A 12,033-nucleotide genomic window follows, 5' to 3' on the forward strand; every position below is an offset into this window, starting at 1 on the left:
GAACGACGGCGGCGGTTCGATCCGCATCCCGGCGGCGTGCTGCGGGCTGGTCGGCCTGAAACCGGGGCGCGGTGTGGTTCCGAGTGGTCCCGCGTTCGGTGAGCTCCTGCACGGAGCCGTCAGCCACGGGGTGGTGACGCGCACGGTACGGGACACGGCGGCGATGCTGGACGTGCTCGCCGGTCCGGACCCGGCGGGTCCGTATCTGATTGCCATGCCCGAGGATTCGTATTCCTCTGTGGCGTCGGAAGAACCCCGCAGGCTGCGCATCGGATTCGCGACGGAATCGCCGCTCGGCACGCCGGTGGATCCGGCGGCCGTCGCGGCCGTCGCCGATGCGGCGACCCTGCTCGGCGAACTCGGGCACCACGTGGAACCCGCGGCCACCGGAGTCGACGAACGCGGCCTCGCAGTGGATTTCCTGACGATGTGGTTCGCGGGGGTGGCCGTCGAGATCCGGCGAGCCCGTCGGCTCACCGGGTGTGGTCCCGAGGGATTCGAAATGGACACCCGTCTTCTCGCCGCCCTCGGGGACTCGGTGCGGCCGTCCGAGTACCTCGCCTCGCTCGAGCGGTGGAACGGATACGCCCGCCGGTTGGCGGTCTTCCATGAGACGTACGACCTGTTGCTGACTCCGACGCTTGCGTTCCCGCCGGCGCGGATCGGTGAGTTGACCACCCCCCGCGTCGTCCGCGCCGCCGGTCGCGCCCTCCTCGCGGCACATCTGGGAGGGGTCCTCCGCCGGGCGGGCGTCATGGATCGCATCGTGGACGAGAACCTCGGTCGGACGCCCTACACCCAGTTGGCGAATCTGACCGGAAGGCCGGCGATTTCGTTGCCGCTGTACTGGACGACGACGGGCCTGCCGCTCGGGGTGCAGTTCGTGGCGCCTCTCGGCGGTGAGGGTTTGCTGCTGTCCCTGGCGGCCGAACTCGAGCGGGCACGACCATGGTTCGACCTGCAGCCGCCGTTGTGGGCGCCGGCTGCCTGACGGCAGTGCCGGCCACGCGTCAGGGCAGCGGCGCGCCCGCCGTCAGCAACAGCACGGTCCCCACTGCGACGACGACCGCGATCATCACGACGATCGCGGCCGTGCCACGGGGCTCTTCGGGGTCCCCGAAGAACGGCTCTTCCTTGTTCCACTTCCACAGCCGGCGCACCCCTACATGAAACCGGGTGACCGGTATGTCCGCAATATGACACCCCGCGCCCCGGCTCGGTCAGGGCGACAAGCGGCGCCGCTCGGGCGAGATCAGTTCTTCGCCGCCTCGACCACCCGCTCCGCCACCTCACGCGACGACGCCGGGTTCTGCCCGGTGTAGAGGCGGCGGTCGACCACGACGTGCGGTTGCCACGCCGGTCCCGCGGAGAACCGGGCGCCGCTCTCACGGAGGCGATCCTCGAGCAGCCACGGCGCCTTCTCGGCCAGCCCGGCCTGCGTCTCCTCCTCGTTCGTGAAGCCGGTCATCCGGTACCCGTCGAAGAGCCAGCCGCCGTCCGCGCGTCGTGCCGGCAGCAGTGCGGCGGGGGCGTGGCATACGACGGAGACGAGCTTGTCGGCGTCCAGGAAGTTCCCGAGCAGCCGGCCGAACGGTTCGGACACGGCAAGATCCTCCATCGGGCCGTGCCCACCCGGGACGAACACGAGGTCGTAGTCCTCGGCGCGCACGTCCTCGAGCACGGTGGGGGAGTCGAGGACCGGCTTCAGGTCGGCGAGGGTCTGCCGCAGTTCGTCGCTGCGCTCCTCGCCTCCGGCGGCGTCGGGCGCGAGACTGGCTTCGTCCACGACGGGGGTGCGGCCACCCGGTGTGGCGAACGTGATGTCGAATCCGGCGTTGGTGAACACCCGGTACGGCTCGATCAGCTCCTCGGCCCAGAACCCCGTGGGGTGTCGCGTCCCGTCGGCCAGCGTCCAGTGATCGGCTCCGGTGACGACGAACAGCACCTTGGTCATGATGGAAGTCCTTCCGGTCGGGAAAGGGTCGTGGGCGACCCTCGGACTGCGTTCCCGTTCCCGGCCGATTCCAATCGTCGACCGAACGGCGTCCGGAATGACGAACGCCCCGGCGCGGGGCCGGGGCGTTCGCGTGGCCGGGTCTTCCCCACCGGCCGCCGTCCACTGTACGCCTTCCGGACGGCGGCCCTGTCGCACGGGCCTCGAGGGCAGGGAGACTGCCGGGATCGTCTGGCGGGCTTGTCATCCCGCAATCCGGGCCGGCAGTGACGCGGATCAGGCCCGGGCGGAGAAGATGCCGTGGTAGTCGTACGGACCGCTCGGCGGCTGCGAGGTCGCGACGGGCTCGGTGTTCCCCTCGTCGCCGGGAGTGGTGGGCTCGACGAAGAGCGGCGTCTGGAACTCGGTTTCGTTGTGCATGATGTCCTTTCGGGCCGGCGAGCCGGGTCGGGGCGGCGGAGCCGCAGCTGTGGTACCCCGACGCTGCCGCCGCTACACCCGTACCCGGTATGCGGGTAGGACGGTCACGGGACAGGGCTCGGTTGGTGGTGCTCGACCGAAATCACGCTGTACTCGCCCGATCGGAAGCGATCGACCGAGACGTGTCGTCGATGCAGTCACCCTACACGGCGGGAGGTGGCCGATGCGTTACGCGCATGGAACCTGTGCGTGACGTGTCGCGGGGTGCGGCGCGGCGAGGTGAGGCAAAGTCTTGTTCGTCCTGTTCGGTGGCGTCTACGGTGAGTGCGGACCGCGTGTACGACACTGCGAATCGGAGGCCGATATGAAGGCCGGCAAGATCGTCATGTTCGTTGTAGGCGTCCTGCTGTCGATGCTCGGCCTGGCGTTGCTCGTCGCCGCCGGAGTGCTCGGCTGGGGATACTTCGCCCAGCGCGACGACGGCTGGTTCACCGCTCCCACCGAGCGGTACCGCACCGACTCGAGTGCGCTCGTCTCCGAGCGCATCGACCTGGTCTTCGACGACGCGCCGACAGGTTTCGGCGCCGAGGACCTCGGCCGGCTCAGATTGCGTGCGGCGTCGGAGGATCCCGGCCGGCCGGTGTTCGTCGGCATCGGCCCGCAGGCGGAGGTCGACGCCTTCCTGTCCGGCGTCGCGCACGCCGAGATCACCGACGTCCGGTTCGAGCCGTTCCGCGCCGAGTATCGCGAGATCCCAGGCGACGACCCCGCCCGCGTGCCCGGTGACGAGGACTTCTGGGCCGCGTCGGCCTCCGGCCCGGGCACCCAGGAGCTGCGCTGGGAATTCCAGGAAGGGGTGTGGTCGATCGTCGTGATGAACGCCGACGCCACCCCGGGCGTGGCGGTGGACCTGCAGGCGGGCGCCCAGTTCCCGTTCCTGGGACCGCTCGCGCTGTGGCTGCTGATCAGCGGGCTCGTGCTACTGGTGATCGGGGTGCCGCTGCTCGTCCTCGGAGCGGTGGGACTCGGCCGGCACGGCCCGCCCGCGGCGCACGCTCCGCCTCCCTCAGCCGTCGCCCCGGGCTCCTATCCGGTGATGCTGCGCGGCGATCCGGACGCGCCGTCGCGCGGGCTGTGGCTCGTGAAGTGGCTCTTGGCGATCCCGCACTACATCGTGCTCTTCTTCCTCGCGATCGCGCATTTCGTCACGACGATCGTCGCGGGCTTCGCGATCCTGTTCACCGGCCGCTACCCACGGCCGCTGTTCGACTTCAACGTCGGCGTGATGCGGTGGTGGTGGCGCGTCGGGTTCTACACCTACGCGGCCCTGGGCACCGACCGGTATCCGCCCTTCACGCTGCACCGCACGGACTATCCCGCCGATTTCGACGTCCCCTACCCGGAACGCCTCTCCCGGGGACTGGTGCTGGTCAAGTGGTGGCTGCTCGCCGTCCCGCACTATCTGATCCTCGCCGTGCTCGTCGGGGGTGGGGCCACAGCGGCGTCGGGGAACGGCGACGACTGGGACGACGCGGTGTGGACCTACTCGTGGTCGCTGCTCGGCATTCTCGTGCTCGTCGCGGCGATCGCCCTGCTGTTCACCGCCCGTTACCCGAGCGGGTTGTTCGATCTCGTCGTGGGCATCAACCGCTGGCGGTTCCGCGTGTGGGCCTACGCGGCCCTGCTGCGCGACGAGTACCCGCCGTTCCGGCTCGACCAGGGTCCCCGGGAACTGCACGAGTACGCGGCACCGGAGGGGCCGCACGACGACCTCCCGCCCGAACACGGCCCCACCCGAACGCAGATCCCGCTCTCGAAGGAGCAGTACGGCGACCCGGCCTCCGGGGAGCAGACCCGCCCCGGGGAGGGACGCTGACGGTCCCCGGACATGAGCCGTGGCCTCGTCGACAGGGTCGACGAGGCCACGTGCATGCGTGCCGCGGCACTACTTCTTGAACGAGTCCTTGACCTTGCCGGCGGCGTCGGAAATCTTGTCGCCGGCCTGCTTGAGGCTGCTCGACGCCTGGTCGCCCCGGCCCTCCGCCTCGAGGTCACGGTCACCGGTCGCGCGGCCCGCTCCCTCCTTGGCCTGACCGGACACGTCCTCCGCCTTGTGCTTGGCCTTGTCGATGAAATCAGCCATGTCTCCTCCTTCGTCCGTGGTCGCTTCCCCTGCCGGTTACCCCACAGCGCGTCGGCTCAATCCCCGCGCCGCGGGGACGGCTCAATCCCCCGCGCCGCGGGTTTGGCCGCCGCGTCACCGGGGAAAGCCCCGGGCATGGCTACTTACCGAGTGATCGACCCCAAGGGCGAAGTGGTGGCGACCAAGGACATCGAGAGCGCGGACGACGCGCACGCCTGGTTCGTGGACTCCAAGGCCGACAACAGCGAGCTGGGCTGGCGTATGGAGGTCAGGGTCGAGGGCGACCACGACTGGCGGTTCTTCGACGACACCGAAGGAACCTCGTAGCACGGCCGGACGCGGGCCGCGCCGGTCACAACCAGTTGCGTTGCTTGAACACGATGTAGAGCATCCCCGCCGACCCGGCGATGATCGCGGTGCTCGACAACACCCCGCTCCACTGCCCGAAGCCGGGGTACGGCACGTTCTGGCCGTACCAGCCCGTCACCGCGGTGGGCACGGCGATGATCGCGGCCCACCCCGTGAGCTTCCTCATCACCATGTTCAGCCGCGCGTCCTGCAGCGACAGGTTGGTCTCGAAAACCGTGGTGACCATGTCGCGCAGCGACTCGGTCCACTCCGTCGCGCGGATCACGTGGTCGTACAGGTCGGTGTACCAGCCGTCGAGCTCGACGGAGTTTCCCCGCTCGGCCCGGTGCCGCATCACCGCGGCCACCACCTCCCGCATCGGCAGCACGACCCGGCGCAGCTGGACGAGTTCCTTGCGTACCCGGTAGGTGTGACGCTGGAGCGCGCGAATGTGCGCGCGCTCGTCGAACAACCCGTCCTCCAGTTCCTCGATCGCGTCGTCGAGCCCCTGAATGGTCTCGAACTGGCCGTCGACGACGACGTCGAGCAGCCCGTGCAGCAACGCGGCGGTGCCGTGCCGGAGCAGATCGGAGTTGTCGTCCCAGCGCCGCATCACCTCGCCGACGTCCAATCCGGTGCCCCGATGCACCGTGACCAGGCCGCGCGGGACCACGAACACCGAGACCCGCGTGATCCTGAGCCGTGACCCGTGCGCATCGGCCGGCTCGCTCTCGTCCGCCAGCGACGTGGCGTAGATCGTCATGAAGGTGTGGGTGGCGTAGCGGGTGACCTTCGTGCGTTCCGCGTGCGCCACGACGTCCTCGACGGCATGCGGATCGAAATCCAGCTCGTCCGCGACGTCGGACAGCTCGCGGTGCGTCGGATCGTGCAGGTCCACCCACACCAGGGCCCCCTCGTCCTGAAGGTGCTCGGAGACCTCGGCCAGCGGATAGTTCTCGGCGACGAGCCGTCCGTCGCGCCAGAGCCGGGTGCGGACGTGGTCGGGAACAGCAGCGGTCACGTTCGCAGTCTGCCCTACCCGTCCGCCGACGCGTGCCCCGACGGCCGGTGCTCAGAGCGCGGTGCTCGTGCCGCCCGACTCCGTCAGCCGCAGCATCTCGTCGAGAAAGGCCTCGTCCACCGCCGGCCAGTCCGGGGGCCACAGCAGAGTCTGCAGCCGGTCGCGGAGCAACGGGAGGACCTGCACCACATGGGCTCCACCGTCGACGAGATAGCGGAGCATGCCCAGCCGCCCGCACGTGGCCACCGCGGGGGCCAGCACCTCCTGGGCCTCCTCGAGACGTCCGGCCGCGTGCAGGCACGCCACGAGCAGCCGCGCCGCCTGCAGTTCGGCGCGGTACCGGCCGCGGCCGGACACCCGGCGATGCCACAGCCGGGCCCAGTCGCAGGCCCGGGCCACGTCCTCGGCCCGGCCCGTGCCGTAGAGGAGACGGATGGCGGTGGCGTCCTCCACCTGCGCGGTGATCTCCGCGATGCCGTCCGGATCCGGGGCGTCGGAATCCGGCATCTCCCGCGGGGCGGGCCGCGGAACCGGCAGGCCGAGCCGCACGCGTTCGTTGATCACCCGGGCACGCAGCCGCGGCAACCGGTAGTCGTCGGCGGCCCGCGCTCCCTCGTCGAGCAGTGCCGCCGCCGCGGCGCGGTCGCCGCGCAGCGCCTTGAGCCGCGCGGCCGTGACGAACCGGGCGATCATGAAGTCCGGTACGCCGCCCTCGGTTCCGAGCTCGTGACTCTCGTCGAGCAGAGCCTCGGCCTCGGCGATCCGGCCCTGCTCGTAGAGCAGCTCCCCGAGCATGGCGGCGGCCAGGCGCGCGGCATGGGTGTGGACGCCGCCCCCCTTGCGGGCGGCCCGCAACCCCGCGCGGAAGTGCCTTTCGGCCGTGGCGACGTCGAGCTGCTCGTTTGCCGCGATGCCGAGCAGGCACAGCCCGTACACGAGGCTGAAGGGGCCGTTGGTGGCCCGGTGGTACGGCTCGGCCCACCGCTGCCGTCGCCGCGCCGCCTCGAAGTCGAACCGGTAGACGTCCACGAAGGTCGCCACGTTCGCCGCGACGGACACCACCCAAGGGCGGAAGGTGTCCGGGTCGTCCAGGCACGGCGCGACCTTGTCCGCGACGCCGGCGGTGTGGTCGGTGGAGGCGGCGACGACACCGTCGACGACGTCGGCCTCGACCTGCAGGACCGCGATGTCCTCCTCGGGCGCGTTGCAGCAGCTCAGGCATCCCCGGGCCGCGGCGAGGGCGACGCGGGTCTGGTCGGCCCGTTGCAGCAACGCGTTCGCCCACGCGACGGTCATCTGCAGCTGCGGATGCGCCGCCACCCCACGCGGCGGCAGTTTCGCGACCAGCGCCAGCAGCGTCGTCATGTGGGAGTGCTCGACCAGGAGCATCCCGTCGGCGGCGACCATCTCGACCGCGAGTTCCGGCTCGTCGGCGCTGAGCGCATGGTCCACGGCCTCGCGCAGCATGTGCTGGCGCGCAAACCATTCCGCGGCGGCGTGGTGCAGCGCGCCCACGCGTTCGGGGTGATCGCGTTCGAGCCGGCGGCGCAGGAAGTCCGCGAACAGCCGGTGGTAGCGGAACCAGCGGCCCTCGTCGTCGACCCGGCGCAGGAACAGGTCCCGCTCCTCGATCTGCTCGAGCATCGCCTGCCCGTGCGGGTCGCCGGTGAGCGCGGTGGCGAGGCTGCCGGTGATCTCCTCGGTGATCGACGTCGCGAGCAGGAACTCGTACACCTCCGGCTCGAGGGTGTCGAGCACGTTGTCCGCGAGGAACTCGCCGATGGCGTGGTGCCGGCCGGAGAGGTTCTCGATCAGCCCGGTCGGATCCTCACTGTCGCGCAGCGACAACGACACCAGTTGCAGCGCGGCGACCCAGCCGTCGGTGACGTCGGTCAGGTCGCGGACGTCCTCGGGCTCGAGGTCCAGGCCGCTCACGTCGCGCAGAAAGGCATCGGATTCCTCGGCGTCGAAACGCAGGGCGTCCGAGTCGATCTCGATGAGCTCGTCGAGGACCCGCATCCGGCTGAGCGGTAAGCCGGCCTGGCTCCGGCTGGTCACCACGATCTGCAGGTGATGGCACCCGCGGTCGAGGAGGAAGTCCAGTGCGGCGACGGTCCCCGGGGCGGTGACGAGGTGCCAGTCCTCGATCACCAGGGCCATCGGCGCCTCCTCCCGGTGGATCTCGTCGATCAGGGTGGACAGCACGTACCGCTCGGCGTCGTCGCCGTGGGCCTCGAGCACCTGCCGCAGCTGACGGGCGAACTGCGGACGCACCTGCCGGAACGCCTCGATCAGATGGGTGAGGAACCACACCACGTTGTTGTCGTCCCGATCGACCGCGAGCCACGCCACCGCAACACCCTCGGCGGTGAGTACCTCCCGCCACTGGGCGGCCAGCGTCGACTTCCCGAACCCGGTCGGGGCGTGGATCGCGACGAGGCGGCGGCGCCGGCCGAGGCGCAGCCGGTCGATGAGCCGGGTGCGCTTCACCAGCGGCCGGGTGGGTGCCTGCGGCCGGAATCGGGTTGCCGGCACCGGCGGCGTGGTGATCGCGGTGGGCGTGGGGTGCGGTCCGGTGGTGTGCGTGGTCCCCGCGACCGGCAGCGGCCCGAGACTGTCCGGACCCACGGGCAGCGCCATCTCGTCCACGTCGCAGCCGCCGCGCTCCTGCGCCTGCTGCAGCAGCTCCCCGAACTCCGCGGCGGACTGCGGACGGGCATCCGGCTCGGTGGCCATGCCGCGCTCGAGGGCCGAGCACACGTCGTCCGGGACGCCGGTGCTACGCAGATCCGGGACCGGTTCGGTCGTGATCCGCAGGAACTGTGTGACGACCTGCTCGCCGCGGCGCCGCTCGAACGCCGCGTGCCCGGTCAGCGCACAGAACAGGGTGGCGGCCAGGCCGTAGACGTCGGCGGCCGGGGTGGGCGGCGTGCCGGCCAGGATCTCCGGCGCGGTGAACGCCGGGGAGCCGGTGATCGCGCCCGACGAGGTGTGGAAGCCGTCGCCGATGCGCGCGATGCCGAAGTCGGTCAGCTGCGGTTCGCCGTACTCGGTGAGCAGGATGTTCGCGGGCTTGACGTCGCGGTGCAGCACGTCGGCCCGGTGTGCCGTCTCGAGCGCCCCGGACAGCTTGACGCCGATGCGCAGCACGTCCGGCCACGGCAGCGGTCCGTAGCGGCGGATGCGGGCCTCGAGCGAGTCGTGCGGGTGGTAGTGCATCACCAGGTAGGGCCGGCCGCTGCCGGTCGTGCCGACCTGCAGCACGGTGACGATGTGCGGGTGCCCGGAGAGCCGGCCCATCGCGCGCTGCTCGCGGAGGAACCGTTCGAGGTTGTCGGCGTCGAGCGTCGCGGTGAGCACCTTCACCGCGACGGTGCGGTCGAGTGCGGTCTCCCGGCACCGGTACACCACCCCGAAACCGCCGCGGCCGATCTCCACGGCGTCCGCGAACCCCGCGAGGCGCAGATCTTCGACGGTCTCGTCCTCCGCCGCGCCGGCGTGGGAGACCGGGGCTCGCCGGGTGGCGAGTGGATCGTTCTCTGCCATCGGGGCACTCACCTCACGTGGATTCCTCCAGGATAGTCCCGGGTGTGGCGGGCACGACACGGATCGATCGCCGGTTCTCCATTACCGTTGTCCGGCCGGGCCTCCCGGCAACGACGGCCGGAAACTCCGGGAAACGACACTGCGATCGGAATTGGGAAACGATGAAGAAGACTCTCGCGGCGCTGTTCGGTACGGGTGCGGTGCTGCTCGCGGCGGCCTGCGGATCGTCCGGCGACTCCGGCTCCGCAGGGGAGGGGACCACCGAGTCCACCACCGCCGCGCCGAGCACGAGCCAGGTCACCGGAAGCACCGGCATCGAGCTGGGCCAGAGCTACGACCAGATCTGCAGCGCCCTGGTGCCGTACTTCGACCAGCTCGAATCCTGGGGGCAGGACCGCACCCAGGCGGCGACCTCCGTCGCCGACGCGCAGAAGTCGCTGCCGGGTTGGGCGGAGCTGAGCGAGGAACAGCAGGCCGAAACGCTGCGCGCCGTCGAGAACGCCGGCAAGGGGCAGTGCTGACCGGCGACTCTGCTGCCGGCGACGAGCTGTTCGGCCGGTTGCGGCGCCTCCCGGACGTGGAGGCGCCCAACCTGGTCGCCGTCGATGCCGCCGACAGGTTGATCCTCGACGAAGCCGACGCCGCGCTCGCCGCGGCGCCGGCCGGGACCGTCGCGGTGATCGACGACCACTACGGCGCCCTCACCCTCGGCGTCGCCGTGCGGTACTCCGCGTCGGGGATCCGGGTGCACCAGGACTCGGTGGTGGGGGAGCGGGCCCTGGCCGCGAACGCCGCGCGCGAGGGCCTGTCCGATCGCTTCACCGTGCACGGACTCGGGGCCGATCTGCTCACCGGGGCCCGGGTGGTGCTGCTGCAGCTGCCGCGGTCGCTCGCCGCGCTCACCGAGATCGCCGAGACCGTCGCCCGGCACGCCGACCCCGGCGTGACGGTGTTCGCCGGTGGCCGCGACAAGCACATCACGCCCGCGATGAACGAGGTGCTGGCCCGGAGCTTCACCGAGGTCCGGGCCTCCCGGGGCCGGCAGAAGTCACGGGTGCTCACCGCCCGCGGCCCGATCGCCGCCGAGCCGACCTACCCGGTGACCGAGACGGTGACCGACGTCGGGCTCACCGTCGTCGCGCACGGGGCCGCGTTCGCCGGTTCCCGCCTGGACATCGGCACCCGATTCCTGCTGGACTTCCTGCCCCGGCTGCCACGCGACGCGAGGACCGCCGTCGACCTCGGCTGCGGCACCGGCATCCTCGCCGTCGCGGCGGCCCGGCGGTTCCCCGGGCTGCGGGTGATCGCCACCGATCAGTCGGCCGCGGCGGTCGCGTCGGCCGCCGCCACCGCCGCCGCGAACCACGTCGCGGACCGGGTCGAGGTCCTGCGCGACGACGTGGCCGGGTCGCTGCCGGACGCCTCCGTCGACGTGGTGCTGTGCAATCCGCCGTTCCACGTCGGCGCCGCCGTGCACACGGGCGCGGCCGTGAAGATGTTCGACGCGGCCGCCCGGCTGTTGCGCCCGGGCGGTGAACTGTGGACCGTCTACAACACCCACCTGAACTATCGTGGGATGCTGCAGCGGACGGTCGGCCGCACAGAAGTTGCAGGACGCAACCGTAAGTTCACCGTGACCCGCTCCGTGCGCACCCGGTAGAGTCCGGTTTGTCCGTGCTCGGCTCCGGTCCGGGGAACTCCCGGCGTCCGCGGATCGTTGAACGGACAGAACCGACCACGAGAAGGGATGTGCACGGTGCGCACCACCAGTAACCCGGTGTTCCGCAACCTGCCCAAGCAAGAGGGCGGCGGATACGCCACGTTCGGCTCTGCGACGGCGGGCGCCGCGCAGGTCACCCAGCAATTCGGCCAGCCGCAGTACGCGCAGGCGGACCCCTGGGCCCGGCCCACCACCGAGCGGTCGATGACGATCGACGACGTCGTCACCAAGACCGGCATCACGCTCGGCGTGCTGGCGATCTCGGCGCTGATCTCCTACGTCCTCGTCAACGGCAACGTGAACCTGGCCGCGCCGTTCGTCATCGGCGGTGGTCTCATCGGCCTGGTCCTGGTCCTCGTGGCCACCTTCGGCCGCAAGATGGACAACCCGGCCATCGTCCTGGCCTATGCCGTCGCCGAGGGCTTCTTCCTGGGTGCGCTGTCGTTCATGTTCACCGACATCACCTTCGGTGGCGCCGGCGGCGGAACCCTGATCGTCCAGGCGGTGCTCGGCACGTTCGGCGTGTTCTTCGGCATGCTCGTCGTCTACCGCACCGGGGCGATCCGCGTGACCCCGCGCCTGACGCGCATGATCGTCGGCGCGCTGATCGGTGTCCTCGTCCTGGCGCTGGGCAACCTGGTGGCGAGCTTCTTCGTCGACGGCGGCCTGGGCCTGCGCGACGGCGGCACCCTGGCGATCGTCTTCAGCCTCGTCTGCATCGGCATCGCCGCGTTCAGCTTCCTGCTGGACTTCGACGCCGCCGATCAGCTCATCCGCGCCCAGGCGCCGGAGAAGGCCGCGTGGGGCGTCGCCTTCGGTCTGACCGTCACCCTGGTCTGGCTGTACGTCGAGATCCTGCGCCTGCTGTCGTACTTCCAGAA

12 protein-coding genes are annotated in these 12,033 nt (G+C 70.9%); 6 read left to right on the plus strand and 6 right to left on the minus strand.

Annotated features, from left to right (window positions below):
• Positions 1-991 (plus strand): amidase (locus CQZ88_RS09995; RefSeq protein ID WP_258008533.1); only part of this gene is annotated, 991 nt, incomplete at its 5' end.
• Between the two features lie 19 nt (positions 992-1,010).
• Here CQZ88_RS09995 and CQZ88_RS29860 read toward each other — a convergent pair.
• The 3 genes from CQZ88_RS29860 to CQZ88_RS29865 form a co-directional block, all read right to left on the minus strand.
• On the minus strand, positions 1,011-1,160 hold the full coding sequence (locus CQZ88_RS29860; RefSeq protein ID WP_006935782.1) for a hypothetical protein: 150 nt from the start codon (positions 1,158-1,160) through the stop codon (positions 1,011-1,013).
• 92 nt (positions 1,161-1,252) lie between these two features.
• A complete protein-coding gene (locus CQZ88_RS10000; RefSeq protein WP_102799675.1) occupies positions 1,253-1,954 on the minus strand; it encodes a type 1 glutamine amidotransferase domain-containing protein in 702 nt (233 codons plus the stop codon).
• 276 nt (positions 1,955-2,230) lie between these two features.
• Complete coding sequence (locus tag CQZ88_RS29865) at positions 2,231-2,374, minus strand: hypothetical protein (protein ID WP_006935784.1); 144 nt, start codon at positions 2,372-2,374, stop codon at positions 2,231-2,233.
• A gap of 364 nt (positions 2,375-2,738) precedes the next feature.
• Between CQZ88_RS29865 and CQZ88_RS10005 the strand changes: the two genes are divergently transcribed.
• The gene (locus tag CQZ88_RS10005) at positions 2,739-4,250 is read left to right on the plus strand and encodes a DUF4389 domain-containing protein (RefSeq protein WP_050034816.1); all 1,512 of its coding nucleotides are present in this window, start codon (positions 2,739-2,741) and stop codon (positions 4,248-4,250) included.
• 69 nt (positions 4,251-4,319) lie between these two features.
• Here the strand turns inward: CQZ88_RS10005 and CQZ88_RS10010 are convergent, their stop codons facing one another.
• Positions 4,320-4,517 carry a CsbD family protein gene (locus tag CQZ88_RS10010; RefSeq protein ID WP_006935789.1) on the minus strand — a complete coding sequence of 66 codons (198 nt, stop codon included), beginning with the start codon at positions 4,515-4,517 and terminating at the stop codon, positions 4,320-4,322.
• Positions 4,518-4,652: 135 nt separating this feature from the next.
• On the opposite strand from CQZ88_RS10010, the gene CQZ88_RS10015 reads away from it, so the two are divergent.
• Positions 4,653-4,844, plus strand: coding sequence for a hypothetical protein (locus CQZ88_RS10015; protein ID WP_029542193.1), 192 nt, complete (start codon positions 4,653-4,655; stop codon positions 4,842-4,844).
• 25 nt (positions 4,845-4,869) lie between these two features.
• Here the strand turns inward: CQZ88_RS10015 and CQZ88_RS10020 are convergent, their stop codons facing one another.
• Both CQZ88_RS10020 and CQZ88_RS10025 read right to left on the minus strand, forming a co-directional pair.
• Positions 4,870-5,886 carry a magnesium transporter CorA family protein gene (locus tag CQZ88_RS10020; protein WP_006935791.1) on the minus strand — a complete coding sequence of 339 codons (1,017 nt, stop codon included), beginning with the start codon at positions 5,884-5,886 and terminating at the stop codon, positions 4,870-4,872.
• A 51-nt stretch (positions 5,887-5,937) separates the two neighbouring features.
• Positions 5,938-9,432, minus strand: a complete 3,495-nt coding sequence (locus CQZ88_RS10025; RefSeq protein WP_065922860.1) for a serine/threonine-protein kinase — start codon at positions 9,430-9,432, stop codon at positions 5,938-5,940.
• A gap of 161 nt (positions 9,433-9,593) precedes the next feature.
• On the opposite strand from CQZ88_RS10025, the gene CQZ88_RS10030 reads away from it, so the two are divergent.
• The 3 genes from CQZ88_RS10030 to CQZ88_RS10040 form a co-directional block, all read left to right on the plus strand.
• On the plus strand, positions 9,594-9,953 hold the full coding sequence (locus CQZ88_RS10030) for a hypothetical protein (protein ID WP_006935793.1): 360 nt from the start codon (positions 9,594-9,596) through the stop codon (positions 9,951-9,953).
• On the plus strand, positions 9,947-11,092 hold the full coding sequence (locus CQZ88_RS10035) for a class I SAM-dependent methyltransferase (RefSeq protein WP_006935794.1): 1,146 nt from the start codon (positions 9,947-9,949) through the stop codon (positions 11,090-11,092). The genes CQZ88_RS10030 and CQZ88_RS10035 overlap by 7 nt, the downstream gene beginning before the upstream one ends.
• 96 nt (positions 11,093-11,188) lie before the next feature.
• A partial coding sequence (locus tag CQZ88_RS10040; RefSeq protein ID WP_180986990.1) for a Bax inhibitor-1/YccA family protein occupies positions 11,189-12,033 on the plus strand: 845 nt, incomplete at its 3' end.

It is taken from the genome of Rhodococcus sp. ENV425 (assembly GCF_002887785.1).
GTDB lineage: Bacteria > Actinomycetota > Actinomycetes > Mycobacteriales > Mycobacteriaceae > Rhodococcus > Rhodococcus aetherivorans.